This is a genomic window from Roseovarius sp. MMSF_3298 (assembly GCF_030733705.1).
GTDB classification, from domain to species: domain Bacteria; phylum Pseudomonadota; class Alphaproteobacteria; order Rhodobacterales; family Rhodobacteraceae; genus Roseovarius; species Roseovarius confluentis.
In genome coordinates this window covers 13,557-29,346 of the sequence record NZ_JASHIN010000028.1, presented here as the reverse complement: position 1 = coordinate 29,346, position 15,790 = coordinate 13,557, and the positions used below count along the sequence as shown (strand labels likewise).

Here is a 15,790-nt window from a genome sequence, read left to right as displayed (position 1 = left end):
TTTTTAGCCTTTCGGCGGGAACGGGTCGCCACCGTGGCTGTCACTGCTGGCGATCCGTCCGTCGCGGTTGTGGATACGCAGTTCGCTTTGCTGGTTGCGGCTGATTTCACGTCCGCGATCAACGGCGTCCTGCTTGGTTTCATGGTGGCTGCTGGCGCGGGATGCGCCGCCACGCTTCACATCCCATCCGCCTGCCGGGTTCGGCACGACGTGATGGGTCTTCGGTCCCTTACTCATGGTTTCCATACCTCCTGTTCGTTAGGGTTGCAGGCATAAAAAGTATGCCTACTCCGAACATCATATATTTGTTGAAAGTCAGAAGTCAAGCACGTAAAGTACGTCTTTACCGAACAATAAGATCGACGGGGAGGCCGCCACATGACCAACAGCCTGGGAGAGAAGATTCGCCGCTTACGGAAGGAGCAAAAGCTCACGCTTGACAAACTTGCCGAGCTCACCGGCTCCAGCAAAAGCTACATATGGGAACTGGAGAACAAGAACCCGCCGCGTCCATCGGCGGAGAAGCTGGCCAAGATTGCAGAAGTACTTGGTGTCACGATTGAATACCTGCTCGATGAAAAGCAGGCGATAACCGAGGAAGACGCCGTCGATGCGCAGTTCTATCGTGAATACAAACACATGGACCCTGATACCAAAGAAAAAATCCGCGAGATGGTAAAGCTGTGGGGGAAACCCGGATGACCAAGCCGAAGTCGCCGCAACGATGGGCATACGACCTGACCATCATCCTGAACACCTTGGGTGGCGACGACCGCTTTCCGGTCAATGTTGAAGCGCTTGCCTACGATTTTTCAAAGCAGCGCTTTCCTGACGATCCGATAAGTCTTGTGCAGGGTGCCCCGCTGAAGGGATTCGAGGGCGCCTTGATGAAGGCCCCGCCTGGCGAAATGGGCTGGGGCATCTTCTACAATTCGGACACAGCATCGCCGGGGCGCATCAACTTTACCCTCGCCCACGAGTTCGGGCACTACCTCTTGCACAGGCAGGATCATCCTGACGGTATCCAGTGCAGCACCGAGGACATGGAACGCTGGGACAGCAAATATCGGCAGATCGAGAAAGAAGCGAACGAGTTCGCCGCAAATCTCCTCATGCCGCTGGATGACTTCCGTGCGCAGATCGCTCCGAAGTCTCAGCCTGACCTAGAGGCCTTGGGCGCATGCGCGGACCGCTACGGCGTTTCCCTGATCGCGGCGACGCTGCGCTGGCTGCAGTACACCGAGCGCCGGGCAGTTCTTGTGAAATCTATTGATGGCTTCATTCATTGGGCGCGGTCGAGTGATCGCGCCTTGCGCACTGGCGCCTACTTCAAGACGGCTGGCCGACCGCCAATCGAGATACCGGCGACCGCGATACCGGCAACGGAAACTGAACTGGTTCGGCGAAAAGCAACGAGAGAGCATGAGTCAGGAAGCTGGTTCAAAGAGCCCTGCACCGAACATGCTCTGGTCTCCGAAGTCCACGACTTTGCGCTTTCCCTAATCCATCTTGGGGACGCGCCGTCACGCTTCGAGCCTGCCGAAGAGGCTGAAGAGGATACATACGACCGTATGGTGAGCCGCACGCCGGGTTCATCGTGGTTGGGCTAGCAATGCCCCATGGTTCGATCTATAGAAATAGATCGTTTCTAGCTTACGATATGTCAAAATAGATCACGCCTTGAAAATTCAGGCTTCATATGATACATTAAAGTAGATCAAGCGCTTTGCTTGATATGCAGGATTATATCAAAATGAGCTATGAGAGCGAGAAACTGGCGGCGACACTGAAAGCTGCCCGCGAAAAGAAGGGGCTGAGCCAGCGCGCGCTGAGCGCCCATGCAGGCGTGCCGCAGTCGCATATCTCCAAGATCGAGAGCGGCGCTGTGAACCTCACCGTCTCAAGTCTGACCGCCATCGCCAACGCCCTTGATCTGGAACTGGCGCTTGTTCCGCGCAAGGCCGCGCCTGCCGTAAGAACGATCACCCGTAGCGTAAACGACGTGCCGAAGGCCACGCCGGAGGCGCGTAAAGAGATTGCCCGGCTCGCCAAGCAGCTTGAGCACATCCAGTCGCTCAAGATCGATAGTCCCGTCTTCGAAAACCTGCAGCGGCAGTTTCGCGAGATGCGACAGTTCGAGAACCTGATCCGGAATACCGACACATTGCGCAGCATACGTGAAGCGCTCAAAGCCGTGGAGAACGCGGGTGGCGTTGCCGCGCTGCAGGAAGCGTCAAAGCAGATGAACAGTTTCCGCAACGCACTCGCCCATGGCATAGCCGATGAGGAACGGACGCGCTTGCCGCGTCCTGCCTATCGCCTTGATGGAGACAACGATGAGTAATGTCTCCGTGCTGAACGTAAACCTGTATGGCGAGCCCATTGGCACGCTCACCAATCTTGGCGGCGATCGCACCATCTTTGCCTTCACCGACGAGTACATCGAAAATCCTGACAGGCCGACCCTCGGGCTCGCCTTCAAGGATGAATTCGGGGAACTCTATACGGATTTTCGGCCCTATCAGAAGCGCGTCATGCCCTTCTTCTCAAACCTTCTTCCCGAAGGCCATCTGCGCAAATACCTGGCCGAACAGGCGGGCGTGAATCCCGAACGAGAATTCTATCTACTTTGGGCGCTAGGCCATGACCTGCCCGGCGCGATCACGATCACCCCTGCTGACGGTGAAGCCTGGCCGCCGGATGCGGCCGATGGCGCCGATGATCATGGCGATGATCAGCGAGAGAATGCTTTGCGGTTTTCGCTGGCAGGCGTTCAGCTCAAGTTTTCCGCCGTGATGGAAGCTAGTGGCGGGCTGACCATTCCCGCCTCTGGTGTCGGGGGCTCCTGGATCGTGAAGCTACCCTCGCGTGAATTCGCAGGCGTCCCTGAAAATGAATTCTCGATGATGAAGCTGGCCGGCCTTATCGGGATGAACGTCCCTGCCATCGATCTGGTCAGTATCGATGCGATCAAGAACCTGCCCGAGGGTATCGATAAGATCGGCAACCATGCTTTTGTGATCGAGCGGTTTGATCGCCTTTCCGACGGGTCGCGCGTGCATATCGAGGATTTTGCGCAGGTCTATGGGCTCTATCCCGAAGACAAATACGGCAATGGCACATTCCGCAACATCGCCCAGGTGATCGCCGCCGAAGGTAATGATGCCGACATCATCGAATATGTCCGGCGCCTGACCTTCAACATGCTGATCGGCAATGCTGATATGCACATGAAGAACTGGTCACTGATCTATCCGGACAGGCGGTATGTCTCGCTGGCACCAGCTTATGATTTTGTGGCGACTGTGCCCTACATTCCGGGTGATGCGACCAACATGAAGATCAGCCGTGCCAAGGTGTTTTCGGCATTCTCGGTTGATGAGCTAGAGCACCTTGCCGTCAAAGCATCGATCCCGAGGAAGATGGCAATCGACGCGGCCCAAGAGACGGTTCAGGCTTTTCGGGAGCATTGGGGCACAGAAGCGGCAAACCTGCCGATGAGTGATGAGGTCAGGTCTGCCGTTGAGGATCACATGAAGACAGTGCCCATCCTGGAAGAACTTTCATAGGGCAAGAGGTTCCTGACTCACTAGCAGAGCAGGGCGGAGGCGGGTGCCCTGATCTTCTGCGCCGCCGCACCCCCATCAGCAAGTGAGGGGTGACGGACGGCTCCGGCGAAGCAGGGCGATAGATGTTAGCTTGCGACGTTTGGCAGGTTCCAGAATTTCTTGGCGCTCTCGAACAAGTCGCCCGATCGTCCGCTGATCTTTGCCTCGTTCCAGCTGTAATGTTAGCAAAGGCGCTTGTTGAGATAGAGAAAGGCTGAGTTTCCAAAGATCGCTAACTGCGCTTCGCTGCCCTTGGTGCTTGCTGCAGCATCAGCCGGGGTCGCCACCGACTGCAGAATGGCGGCTTTAGGCCTACTTCGACACCTGACCTAAGCATAGTTTACTTCGCGCCATCTCCAAACCACACCAGCACAGAAAAAGGGGAACCGTGCTCCCACGGCTCCCCTTTCGGTTTAGATAGTCTCACCTCGCGCGCTGATCAGGCAACCAACGACAACCCCGCGCTCGCGTCCTGCGGTTGCTCACCGCTGTCGATGAACGGGATGATCGAGAAGGTCTGGCCACCGCGCTGCTCCTCGTTTTGCACGGCGTTGACGCGCAGGTCGCCATCAGGCGTGTTGATAAGCAGCGACAGGTAGTCGTTGCCCGTGCGGCTGCTTTTCGCCATCCACGCCGAGCCAACGCGGATCGGCATGCCCCGGGGCGAGCTGACCTCGATCCGGTAGTCGGGGTGGGTCTCCTCGGATTTGTAGCTGTTCTCGATCAGCATGAACTCCAGATCGAACATCATGTTGGCGATGTAGCCTGTGAAGGCGTTGTCGGCGTCCATGGCGGTTAACTCGCCCGAGATCGAGCCGGATTTCATCAGGCCGTTCGAAACCAGCGGGATGATCTCGAAGTCCCCGCTCTGGGCCGCGCGCGCCTCTTTCGTCTGCACCGCGTTGACCCGGAACGGACCCAAGCCGACATCGATCTGCATCGAGATGTAGGGGTTGCCGCTGGTATTGCCGGTCTCGTTCCAGGCCGTGCCGATACGCACCTTGCGGCCTGATTTGTTGACTGCCGTTACGTCAAAATCCGGGCTGCGTTCGGACATCTTGGCCCGCGCCTCCAATTGGATGGCGATGTCAAAGCGCGTCGAATGGATCATGCCGGTGTACTGAGCGGCTGCGGTCTCGACATTGCGGGTGAGGGTTCCTGCGAACATGGGATGGTTCCTTTTGGATTGGCCGGTGTCTGACGTTCTTGCCAGCGCATCCGGGATTGCTTTCTCGACCCCTTGAGGGATCACAAATCAGAAAGCCTGCTTTCCTTTCAGCCCCGCCCACTGGTCAGAGCTGCCGTCCGAGTGGGAATGCCCCCGCGCCTCCGGGTGCTGCGCCCCTCCCCTGCCCGTCTGGTCTTGATTGGCTGCCCGGATTTTCCGCGCCGTCCTCCGATCGCGCGACGAAGAACTCCGTTTCTTTTCCGTTCAACCGGTGCCCGCCCCGGTCGGTCAGGCCGATGCAGCTCCTATTCGGTAGATAGGTGATGAGGTACTGAGCGAGCCGGTCCTTGTGGACAACGTAGCCGGTATTGGACCAATGCACGGTCTGGCCGGCATCGACGGCCGCCTTGATGTCTTCGAGTGTCATGCGAACCTCCTTACGAAGAATGGTGGGGAAACGACGCAAGAAGCCCGGTCGTCCAACCGGGCTTCCATGCAGTATTCGTTTGGCAAACGGCCGAGAGCTGTCAGGCGCTTTGCGTGGCCCGCGTCGCGCGCGCCGCCATCCAATCTTTCAGGCCAAGAACCGTTCGTCCGGCGGCGACCTCGGAGGCCCAGGCAACCCTTGGGTCGCCGCAGGGCTCATCGCCGGAATGCCGGTCGATGTGGCCATTGGCCATCCATGGCTCAGGCTGTATCCGTCGCAGCCAGTCCGCCATGCTCGGGATGCGGCCCTGGCAGTCTTCACGGATATGCTGCTCGCCGATCCAGCGCACGGGGATGTCGCGGCCCGCACTATTGGTCAGTGTCAGGCCAAAAACCCGTTCGGCCTCAAAAAGGCCTTGCGCATGGTGACGCATGGCTCTGTGCGTGAAGAGCGCGAGGTGCTCTTTGGAAGCGTCGAACCAGTCGTGGACGGCTTGATAGTCGGACGGCACCCCGCCGAATTTCCGGGCAGAGCTTTCGGCATGATGAAGCGGATGGGCCATCTCACAGCCCCTCGTCATAGCTGTGCGAGCATTCGACATAGCGGTCGGCATGATCCAAGGTGACACTGTCGGCGGTGATGTCCCAGGTCAGCGTGCCGTAGCCGCCCTCGTTGTTTTCGAACCCCGGGTGATGGTGATAGGCGAGCGACCAGGCGAAGTCGCCAACCTCTGTGGCAAGCGGCTCCGGCAGTTGGACCTCTGCAGGCTGCACCGTCACATCCTCGACATTGCCGGAGTCGCCATAGCCTTCGTATTCGACAGCGACCTCGCTGATGCCAAGCGCACGTAGTTGCGCGAGCAGCTCCACTCTGGATGCCTTCAAGGTGGTTTCGCGCTCTGCACGCCACTGAGCCGCCATTGCGGCATAGTCGATCTGGGGATTGGTCATGGGTCTGTCCTCTTATCTGAATTTGGGGGGGCCGGGCCTGGCATTGGTCAGCGCGCGCCCGGAAAGCGCAGATCGGCCAAATCCCATCCACGCCGCCCGACCGGAAGCTCGCTTTGACTTTTCAGGCGGCTTGTTCTGCCACCTTGGCGACTCGCTGCCCCACGATCCGGGCCAGAATGCTTCCCGTGTCGATCCCGTCCCCATGCGGCAGGAACACACGCAACTGGAAGGCGATGATCTCGGTGAAGCAGCCGAGCGCCTTGAGGCCATCGATCATGCCCCGATCCGCACCGCCCAACTCAAGGCGCATCTCGCCTGCGACCCGGCGACGGGTCAGGGTCAGACCCCGGCCCAGATCGACAGGTGCGGTGGTGCCGAGGGCGGCGGTCAACATCTCCTGTGGCGTTTGCGGATTGGAGACGAGGAAGCGGGCGCGCAGCGAGGCCGCCCCTTCCTCACTCAGCGTCCGCCCGATCATGGCCGTCGCCCCGTCTGGCGTGACACGGTAGATCCGCTCATTGGTGGTCGGAATGTCCTTCCAGATCGGCAGCAGCAGCCCGGTCAGCAGGTAGAGCTTGGTCGTGGTGGTTTTTGGCAGGGACGCAGCCTCGGCCTCCCAAATCTGCGCAAATTCGGGCCTGTCGATCTCTTCCCAAGCCGAGGACTCAAACCGTGCCTCTTCGAGATAGCTCGACCCGTTTGGCCGCACCGCCTTGCGCATCAGCGTGACAATGTCCTCGTCATACATCTGCATGGGCCGCGCCGAGATGAGCGCCGCGCGACCGGAGGCGCGATTCACCATCGGCAGCTTGTCGGGATTGCGCGATATGGCCTCTTCGGCGACCAGGACATACACTGGGTCCGTCACCTCAAGTCCGATAATCCGCGTCACGGCGCCGGATTTCGGGCAGGTCCAGAGGTCTTCGGTGGAAACCTGCTCGATCTTTTCGCCACGCAGGGTTTCCACCCCGAGATCGAGCGTGCCCGCCGCGCGCGCCCGTTCGGTCTGATCAGATATTCTCGCCATGAACTCGGCAAAGAGCGCGTTCTGCATGTGGATGGGCAGCGCCAACACCCGGTTGAGGAAGCGCTGGATTGGCGGAAGCTCTTCGAGCAGCACACCGTCCTTGTCGATCAGCCGCAGCGCGGTCCAGTCGGTGAAGCTCTCATAGCTCATCGCCTCGGCGCGCCCGGCGGCGAGATCGGCGAAATATCCACGCAGCGCCGCCCGTGCGATCGGGCTTTCGAGATTGTCCTCCTCGCGGAACATACCCTGCGAGCCGGTCTCGCGCTGACCCTTGGTCAAGGCCCCCAGCTGGTCGAGGCGTTTGGCGATCGTCGAGGTGAAGCGCTTCTCGCCATGCACATCCGAGGTGCAGACCCGGAAGAAGGGCGCGCTGACCTGGGCCGAGCGATGCGTGCGTCCCAGCCCCTGGATGGCCGCATCGGCGCGCCAGCCGGGCTCCAGAAGATAGTGCCGCCGCCGTTTCTGGTTCTTTGCCGTTTGCGCCGCATGATAGGACCGGCCCGTGCCGCCTGCATCGGAGAAGATCAGGATATCCTTTTCGCCGTCCATGAAGGCTTGGGTCTCGGACGAATTGCTGCTGGCGGCGCGCTTCTCGATGAAGAGATGACTATCCTCGGCCTTCAAAGGGCGGATGGACCGACCCGTGACCTCTGCGACGGCCTCGTCGCCAAAAGCCCAGAGGATCTGATCGAGCGCCGAGGGGATCGGGGCGAGCGTCATCAACTCCATCATGGCAGCATCGCGCAGAGCGAGCGCCTCGCGCGAGACAACGAGCGCGCCAGTCTCATCCCGCAAGGGTTCCGCCACCATGTTGCCGTCAATCTCCACGAGCTTTTGCGCATGAATCGGGAAGGCCTGTTCGAGGTATCCCAGAACATAGTCGCGCGGCGTCAAGGCACCCTCGACGAGTTCATCCTCCGGGTCCATCGTCTCAAGCCGGCGTTTCAGCAGGCTCTCACCCGTCGAGACCACCTGGATGACGCAAGCCTTGCCCGCCGCCAGATCATCCTCAATCGCGCGGATGATGGTCGGCGCTTTCATGCCCATCAGGAGATGGTTGAAGAAGCGCTGCTTCGTGCTCTCGAAGCGGGACTTGGCCGAGGCACGTGCGGCGGAGGCGTTGGTCTCCCCCGAGGCGTCGTTGACACCGGTCGCGGTCAGTGCCGCCTCGAGATTGTGGTGGATCGTCCGAAACGCACCCGCATAGGCGTCGTAGACCTCGATCTGGGCCGGGGTGAGCGCGTGTTCGAGCACGTCATACTCCACGCCGTCGAAGCTGAGAGCGCGGGCCGTGTAGAGCCCGAGCGTCTTGAGATCGCGCGCGACCACCTCCATGGCGGCGACACCGCCGGCTTCCATTGCCGAGACGAAACTCTCGCGGCTTGGGAAGGGGTATTCGGGGCCCTGCCCCCAGAGACCCAGCCGCGCGGCATAGGCCAGGTTGTGAACACTGGTGGCGCCCGTGGCCGAGATGTAGAAGACCCGGGCGCGGGGTGCTGCCAGTTGCAGCCGCAAGCCTGCAAGGCCCTGCTGGGAAGGTTTGACCCCCCTGCCCTGCTCGGAGCCTGCGGCGTTCTGCATGGCATGGGCCTCGTCGAAAGCCAGCACGCCGTCAAAGTCTTCACCCATCCAGTCGAGGATCTGGCTCAGCCGCGTGGTGCCGCATTTGCCCGCGGACCGCAGCGTGGCGTAGGTGACGAAGAGGATACCGTCGCCCATGGGGATGGGCTGGTCCGGTTTCCATTTGGAGAGCGGCTGAATGTCGGCAGGCGAGCCGCCGAGATCGGTCCAGTCGCGGATCGCGTCCTCAATGAGCGTGGCGGATTTGGAGACCCAGATCGCCTTTCTGCGTCCAGCGAGCCAGTTCACCAGGATGAGCCCGGCGCATTCGCGCCCCTTGCCGCAGCCGGTGCCGTCGCCGAGGAAATACCCGAGGCGATAGGCCCGTGCCTCCGGGTCATCGTCGGCGCGCATCAGTTTGGTTTGGTCCTCGTCGATGGTGAACCGCCCCGGCAGGTCACGCCCATGGGCATCATGGGCCATGATGATGGTCTCGAGCTGAGCCTCGGAGAGATGCCCATCCTCGATCAGCCTGGCAGGCAGGCGCAATTCCGCACTGGCCGCGCCTGAGGGCACAGGTGGCGCGACAGAGGCCATGGCGATGCTTTCGACGAGTGGCGTGGGATGTTCCCGCGCGCCCGTGATTTCGATCCGCTGCGGGCGGTAGCGCGCATAGATGGCCGAGACAGGCGTGTTGTCGCGCGGGGCCTCAAAGCTTATGAAAGTGAGCGGTATGGCGGCGTTGGTCTGAGCGTTGGACGCCGCAACTCTGGCAACTGGGCGCTTGCGCGCGACAAGTACTGGACCGACCGATCGCGCATGGGGGTTTGTCGCCTCCCGGCGGGCGGGACGCGTCTCAGGCCGGCTTGCGGCCACAGCGTCGACAAAAGGAAGGGCTTCCTCCAGATCCTGAACCGCGGCGCGGATCATCTAGCCGCCCTCCTGCACTTTGTCGAAGATCATGAGCTGGGTTTCGACAGAAGTGCCGAGCTTGCGATAAACCTGCCCTGGCATCGTCAACATTAGTCGCGGCGTAAGGGGGCCGCAGGCGCGGGACCAATGCGCGGCATCGCGTTCGGGCGTGAAGCCGAGCGGCATGATCGCAACCAGCCGCCCACCGGGTGCCAGGCGCTTCGCGGCCGCGATGAGATGTTTGGCGGCGATGTGCTTGTCGCGGGATCGGTCGACCGAAGAGGCGAAGGGCGGGTTCATCACCACGACATCGGGCAGGACCGGTGTCTGCAGCAGATCGTCGATATGTTCGCCGTCATGGCCCGTCACCTCGCCGCCGAAGACCACGCGCAGGAGGCGCTGGCGCAAAGGGTCGATCTCGTTGAGCAGAAACGTGGCACCGGCCCGGGCGGCGAACGCGGCCAGGGCACCGGTGCCAGCCGAGGGTTCCAGCACGGTCTCGCCCTCGCGGATCGCAGCCGCCCGCACGGCCAAGGCGGCAAATGGCAGTGGCGTGGAAAACTGCTGCAGCCGGATCTGCTGCTCGGAGCGGCGCGTTTCCGTGAGGAGCCGTGAGGCGAGCAGCTTTGCGGTAGCGATATCACCCGCCGCGTTGTCCCCACGAAGCAGCACCTGGACGGCCGCGGCCTGCATCAGGTCGTAGGCCATCCGCCAGTCCCATGCGCCGCTGGCATCGCTGCCAAGAAACGTCTCGCGCATGATGCGCGCCAGCGCAGAGCTGCGTAGAGGCTGGTGGTCGATCTCCGCGCCGACTTGCGCCAGCGCAGAGGCGAGATGACCGTCGGAGGTTGAGAGAGCCGGGCTTGCCGGATTGGGCTTGGACATGGGATTTTCCTTTGGATCAGGGTCTGAGTTCCAAAGGACAAAAAGCCCGCTCTACACTTTGAAGGCGTGGAGCGAGCAATTTCTTAGTGGGGGGCCTGCACCCCGATCATGGCCACTGCTGCGCAGCATAAAGAACGCGCAAAATGGTCACCATCTCAGGGCTTTCAGCATAAACCACGATGTAGTTCGGCCGAACAACCATCTCCCTAGTCCCGTCCACACGGCCCGCGCGGTACATCTGAGGGTGTTTTGGAAGGCGGGACGTCTTGTGCTCAATCTCGTCTTTGAGAACTTAGGCGGCATCCGGGTTGTCGTCAGAGATATAGTCAATGATTGCCAGCAAGTCGGCTATGGCTGTGGCTTTCCATTCAGAGACCTCAGCGAAACGCACGTCTCTCTCGCAGGTGGACATCCGAGGTGGTTCTGATGCGGCTACCGCTTTGGCCGGGTCTCTGCCCGGTTATCCGGTAGGCCCGGCATGTGAGGTTTCGGGAGGATAAGCTTGGGCGCTCAGCCGTAGAGGCTTCGGAACCGCGCGCCCTTCCACAGGTTCCAGCCGACGGCGGCCAGCCCGGTCAGGATGCGCATCTTCGCGAGCCCCAGGAACCGTGTCCGGCGCAGGCCCCAGTGCCGTTTCCAGTGCCCGAAGATCGCCTCGACCCGGGCGCGGGTGACGCCGATCTCGACGTTGCGGGCCTTGTCCTGCGGGCCCAGCCGCTTGTGCTTCGCGCCGCGCCGCTGCACCCGGTCGGCCATGCCCGTCCGCGCCACCAGCGCCCGGCTGCGCGGGCTGGAATAGGCGCCGTCGGCATAAAGCGCGGCCTCGTCGCCCACCACCAGATCCTCGAGGCTGTCCACCTCGGCCCGGTTGCCGGGGCTCACCGCCACCCTCCGCACGAACCCGTCCTCGTCGGCATTGACGAAGGCCTGCCAGCCCCAGACCGCCCGCCGGCGGCCCTTCACCGTCAGCTTCACCGCCGAGCCCGCCTCCGGGTCGCGGCGGTCGTAACCACTCTGCGCCGCCTCCACCACGGTCGCGTCGATGATCGCGATCCGCCCCTCGGCGAGCACCACTCGGGCCTCCTCCAGCATCGCCACGACCTCGGCCAGAACCGCCTCCAGCCGGTCGCCCAGCCGCGCCCGGAACCGCCCCAGCGTCGAGGCCTCGGGCACCCCCTGGTCCAGCTCCAGCCGGCAGAACTTGCGGAACAGGAGATCCCGCGCCAACTGCGCGCTGAGCTTCACGTCGCTCAGGTCGTACCAGAGGCCCAGCAGGAGCGCCCGAAAGAGCGTCTGCGCCGGATAGCCCGGCCGCCCCGTCTGCCGCCGCTCCTCGCCCCGCGGCAACAGCGCCTCGATCCGGGACCAGTCGATCACCTCCTCCACGGCGTCCAGCGCCCCAAGCGCGGGATGCTCGAAAAGCTCATGGGAGGCGAAAAGGGCGGGTTGGGTGGTGAAGCTCTGTCTCATGGCCAACCATAGCAGATCACCAGCAGCAGAAGAATCCTCAATGTTTCGCTGAGGTCTCATTCAAGATTTGGCAAGGCGCTTCCCGTCAATCAATGCCTGGGCGTCTTGCATCACCTTCGTATGGGGCGTTGTGGGCCGTGGATCGTCCAGCGCTTCCTGTACCTTCGCCCGGAACCAGGCGTCATAGGCATCCGGATCAGCAGTCAATCCGGCCGGCAAGCCGCCTTCTGCGGCCACGCGGGTCAGAAGAATACGCACCGCGTCGGAGAGCGTCAGACCGACGCCCGCAAGTGCGTCCGAAGCCTGTGCTTTCAGCTGATCGTCAACACGGACATGAAGCATGGATGTTTGGGCAGGCATGGATGGTCCTCCAGTTGATGGGAATGATGTATCTCATTTGAGATACGATTTCAAGTCGGCAGTATGTGCGCGCGTGGTCCCGTGGTGTTGTCTCAGCGGGAAACTCAGCCACCCTGCCCCGCGAGATACTCCGCCAGCACCGGGCTAGCACCACCTTTCGCGGAGCTGAGCAGCTCCGAGCCGGAAAGCGTCGCTTTCGACAGGCGTACGAGCCCGCCGGTTTCCTCGATGCGGTAGCAGCGGCGTTTTTGCCGCCCCCGCCTGTAGTGGGTCGCGGTGACGATCTGGCAGGTGCTGCCATCGGTAAGCGTCACAGGTGCTGCGAGCTTGATCTTGTCGCCTTCCTCGTAGTCCGGGATCGCAGCCCAGTCCCGGCAGCGCTGGCGCCAGGCATGGGCGTAACTGTCCGGGTCTTTCAGGTCGGAGAGAAGCGCCAGAAGGCTGAGCGGCGCGCGCGACTCGTTCGGGCCAGCGCTTTCCTCCATGTCCTTGTAGCCCCAGCAGCCGTCATCGTATCGGGTGAGGAAGACAGCCCCGAAAGTGATGGAGCCATCCGGATCGGTCACATACGTCGCGTCTTCGACAGCGGTGCCGTCGAGATTGGTGACCCTTGCCGCCGCATACCAGGTGGAGCCGACCTTGCAGGCCTTGACCAGTTCGGTTTTGCGCCTTTCGCCTTCGAAGGTACAAAGCCGGGTGATCTCCGCTTTCTCATCCGCGTAGGTTTTGACGCGGCGGTCGGTGTAGAAGAGCCATCCCATCAAGCCGCCCTCCGATCATCGAGTTCCGTCAGCGCATCAAGCGGCACGCGATAGGGCTGCATGGCGTCGAAATCCTCGCAATTGCCGCAGTTCTGCACGATCGCGAAGGTGTCGCAGGCATCCTTGAGGATGACCCGGAAGGTGCCGCCGAGGCCTGAGGGCACTTCGTAGGTCCCGCCAATGAGATAGTCCGAGGCCCGACGCACGAAGACGCGGATGCTGTGGCCATCGGTGGCGAGCCGGATCGCACCCCGCCCACGGTCGATGAGCACCTGCACATCATCCAGGATGTCGGTGTAGAACTGGCCGGTCAGATCGCGAAACGCCATGCGGCGCTGCGCCATCCAGTCGGTGTCCCGAAACGGCTTCATGCCGTCGGCGAAGGCAAAGGAGGGATCGGCCTGTTCGGTGGTGACGATGCGGGTAGTCGTGCCGTCGATCCCGTTCGAGCGCAGATGCACACCATTGCCGACGATGAGGATCAGCGCGGGCCTGTCCACAGGTCCGTTCCAGTTGGGCAGGAAGGTCTTGCAGGCACGCGCGTGGGCGATTTGCGCCGCGACTGCGGAGGCGGAGAACTTGAGAATAGCCATTGGGATCTCTTTCTGTTGGGCGCAGGAGGATCGACCCGCGCGGGCGTTGCACCTCGCGCGGGTCGCGTGATGGCTCAGGCCGCTTGCGCGACCTCGCCGTCAGGTTCCGGGGTTTCCTCAGCGGACGCCGACTCATTCAATGCGACACCGGCGGTCTGCATCATCGGCGGGCACCAGGCGGCCACGGCAGCGCGCTGCGCTTCGGTGAGCGTGGCGAAGGGCTCAGCAAAGAGCTTGTCACAGAAGGCGACTATCTCCTTCTTGCTGGACGAGGCCAGCGTCACCGCCTCTTGGGCCAGGCCCAGGTCCTCGCCGAGCATCTTCAGGAGCCAGGCCTTCTTGAAGCGGTTGAACAGCGCTGCGTTCGGCGTCCAATGGGCGCGAATATCGGGCATGATCTCGATCTCGAAGTCATGCATCAGGCTGTCGCGCTGCCGGTCCCCCGCGAAGCAGGACTGCGTGGTGCTGGCCGTGGCATAGGCGACAAGTTTGGCCTTCTCGCCCGGCTGCAGCGCGCGAAACGCCGCGAACTGATCAGCGTGCGCGCGGCTGTCATCGAGCCACGAGAGGTCCAGCGCATCATGCGCCGCCGCCACCTGCTCAAGCGAGGTCTCGTCGATCTCGTCCATCTTGGCATGGTTGCGATACTCCTTGCGGGCCTCGACCTTGATGGCTTGCGTGGCGCCCACGCCGGTGCTCAGAACGTCGCTGACCAGCTTGAAGAGCGTCAGATCGAGCGTGGCCTCGGGATGCAACGCCATCGCGGCCCCAAGGGCCATCGCCCGCTCGGTCTTGAGGTCCACGGCCAGCGAGGCCGGGTAGGTGATTTCGCCGGCGTCGGGGGCCTCCTGCCCGGTCGGGCTAGCCGAGGAGCCGCGCGCGCCCTCCTCTTTGATGGTGTCTTCCGGGCGGACGAGACCAACATGGAGCGTGATCTTACCGCTCGACCACGAGGCAATCACACCGGCGCGGGCCAGATCTTCGTCGCTGTAGGCCTCCTGTAGATCGCGGGCTTCCTCTTCCAAGGCGTCCACGCGCTCGTAAAGAGCGTTGTAGTCGTCGTCTTCGAGCCCCTCATCCTCCATCTCGAGCTGCAGTTTCTCAAGCTCGGCGGTGATCTCGTCGATGCGCTTCTGGGCAGCCTCATCTGGCTCGATCGGGCCAGGATAGACGCGGCCATAGTCGGCCATCGCCGCGTAATCATAGCGCACCAAAGCATCAGCCCAAGCAAAGCCCAGCCTCATACGGGCCTCTTCGGCGGCGGCCCCAAGCTTCTCGAGCAGGATGGTCTCGACCAGCGCGGCGTCTTCCAGCACGGAATGCTCGTCCAGCAGATCGGCCGCAACCGCGCCGCCGCGGGCCTCATACTCCGCCCGCACGAAGGCCCCGATATCGTCGCTGACCTGGACGCCGCGGGACTTGAGCGCCTGGCGGACGGTGTAGGCCTGCAGGTAGCTATCTTCCTTGGTGAGCGCCTCGAAGACCTCGCGCTGCACCTCCTGGCTCGGATGGTCGGCAAAGGCTTTCATCGTGTCGAGCGTGATCGTCTTGGCCCGGGCCGCGGCGCGGATTTCAGGGTGGATCAGACCGTAGCGCAACCGGCCTTTCACAGCGGCGACGGTCGTGCCGAATGTCTTTGCGATGGTCTCGGGCGTCTGGCCGTCGACCTCCATCATACGGGCGAAAGCCTCGAACTCGTCGATTGCGTTCATCGGCGCCTGGGTGATGTTCTCGGCGAGCGACAGGGCCGTGGTGACGTCGCAATCCGCCGGCACGAGGCGGCAGTCCACCTTGGTCTTCGCGGTGAACTCCTTGGCGGCCTTGTCTGCGACCAGCTCGTTCAGCGCAGCATGGCGACGGCCACCGGCGAGCACGGCGTATTTGCCGTCAAGCTTCTGGACCAGGAGCGGCTGGAGCAGGCCCAGCACAGAGATGCTGGCCTTCAGATTGGCGATGTTCTCGGCGTCATAGGTTTCCGGCGAGTTGCTGCGCACGTTGGCGGGATGCGGGACCAGATCGCCGATGGCGACGGAAATGGGTTTGAAGCTTGTGGTCATGGGATGTCCTTC

At 62.3% G+C, this 15,790-nt stretch carries 15 protein-coding genes and 1 pseudogene; 4 read left to right on the top strand and 12 right to left on the bottom strand.

Features of this window, described 5'->3' with window-relative positions:
• Positions 1–3: 3 nt before the first annotated feature.
• Positions 4–237 (bottom strand): DUF2188 domain-containing protein, encoded by a 234-nt coding sequence (locus RBB18_RS19330; protein WP_065331965.1) that lies wholly within the window; start codon positions 235–237, stop codon positions 4–6.
• A gap of 141 nt (positions 238–378) precedes the next feature.
• Here RBB18_RS19330 and RBB18_RS19325 point away from each other — a divergent pair, with 141 nt between their 5' ends.
• The 4 genes from RBB18_RS19325 to RBB18_RS19310 all read left to right on the top strand — a co-directional run bounded on the left by RBB18_RS19325 (position 379) and on the right by RBB18_RS19310 (position 3,569).
• The gene (locus RBB18_RS19325; RefSeq protein ID WP_065331960.1) at positions 379–702 is read left to right on the top strand and encodes a helix-turn-helix domain-containing protein; all 324 of its coding nucleotides are present in this window, start codon (positions 379–381) and stop codon (positions 700–702) included.
• Positions 699–1,610: an ImmA/IrrE family metallo-endopeptidase gene (locus RBB18_RS19320; RefSeq protein WP_065331961.1), complete on the top strand. Its 912-nt coding sequence runs from the start codon at positions 699–701 to the stop codon at positions 1,608–1,610. The genes RBB18_RS19325 and RBB18_RS19320 overlap by 4 nt, the downstream gene beginning before the upstream one ends.
• A gap of 125 nt (positions 1,611–1,735) precedes the next feature.
• A complete protein-coding gene (locus RBB18_RS19315) occupies positions 1,736–2,344 on the top strand; it encodes a helix-turn-helix domain-containing protein (protein ID WP_306112130.1) in 609 nt (202 codons plus the stop codon).
• A complete protein-coding gene (locus tag RBB18_RS19310; protein WP_065331756.1) occupies positions 2,337–3,569 on the top strand; it encodes a type II toxin-antitoxin system HipA family toxin in 1,233 nt (410 codons plus the stop codon). Before RBB18_RS19315 ends, RBB18_RS19310 begins: the two co-directional genes overlap by 8 nt.
• Positions 3,570–4,047: 478 nt before the next feature.
• Here RBB18_RS19310 and RBB18_RS19305 read toward each other — a convergent pair whose 3' ends face one another.
• The 11 genes and pseudogenes from RBB18_RS19305 to RBB18_RS19255 form a co-directional block, all read right to left on the bottom strand.
• Positions 4,048–4,776 (bottom strand): DUF736 family protein, encoded by a 729-nt coding sequence (locus RBB18_RS19305; RefSeq protein WP_306112109.1) that lies wholly within the window; start codon positions 4,774–4,776, stop codon positions 4,048–4,050.
• Positions 4,777–4,900: 124 nt separating this feature from the next.
• Positions 4,901–5,203 (bottom strand): hypothetical protein, encoded by a 303-nt coding sequence (locus RBB18_RS19300; protein ID WP_306112108.1) that lies wholly within the window; start codon positions 5,201–5,203, stop codon positions 4,901–4,903.
• 100 nt (positions 5,204–5,303) lie between these two features.
• Positions 5,304–5,765, bottom strand: a complete 462-nt coding sequence (locus tag RBB18_RS19295; RefSeq protein ID WP_090525089.1) for a hypothetical protein — start codon at positions 5,763–5,765, stop codon at positions 5,304–5,306.
• A gap of 1 nt (position 5,766) precedes the next feature.
• Positions 5,767–6,153, bottom strand: coding sequence for a DUF6878 family protein (locus tag RBB18_RS19290; protein WP_090525086.1), 387 nt, complete (start codon positions 6,151–6,153; stop codon positions 5,767–5,769).
• A gap of 121 nt (positions 6,154–6,274) precedes the next feature.
• Positions 6,275–10,537, bottom strand: a pseudogene (locus tag RBB18_RS19285) (strawberry notch-like NTP hydrolase domain-containing protein).
• A 106-nt stretch (positions 10,538–10,643) separates the two neighbouring features.
• Positions 10,644–10,814, bottom strand: coding sequence for a type II toxin-antitoxin system RelE/ParE family toxin (locus RBB18_RS19280; RefSeq protein ID WP_306112129.1), 171 nt, complete (start codon positions 10,812–10,814; stop codon positions 10,644–10,646).
• Positions 10,815–11,047: 233 nt separating this feature from the next.
• Positions 11,048–12,007, bottom strand: coding sequence for an IS5 family transposase (locus tag RBB18_RS19275; RefSeq protein WP_306112107.1), 960 nt, complete (start codon positions 12,005–12,007; stop codon positions 11,048–11,050).
• Between the two features lie 60 nt (positions 12,008–12,067).
• Entirely contained in the window at positions 12,068–12,367 is a 300-nt protein-coding gene (locus RBB18_RS19270; RefSeq protein ID WP_027246657.1) for a type II toxin-antitoxin system RelB/DinJ family antitoxin, read from the bottom strand.
• 104 nt (positions 12,368–12,471) lie between these two features.
• Positions 12,472–13,128, bottom strand: a complete 657-nt coding sequence (locus RBB18_RS19265; protein ID WP_306112106.1) for a hypothetical protein — start codon at positions 13,126–13,128, stop codon at positions 12,472–12,474.
• On the bottom strand, positions 13,128–13,721 hold the full coding sequence (locus tag RBB18_RS19260; protein ID WP_306112105.1) for a regulator: 594 nt from the start codon (positions 13,719–13,721) through the stop codon (positions 13,128–13,130). The genes RBB18_RS19265 and RBB18_RS19260 overlap by 1 nt, the downstream gene beginning before the upstream one ends.
• Before the next feature lie 74 nt (positions 13,722–13,795).
• The gene (locus RBB18_RS19255; protein WP_306112104.1) at positions 13,796–15,778 is read right to left on the bottom strand and encodes a ParB/RepB/Spo0J family partition protein; all 1,983 of its coding nucleotides are present in this window, start codon (positions 15,776–15,778) and stop codon (positions 13,796–13,798) included.
• Positions 15,779–15,790: the final 12 nt, after the last annotated feature.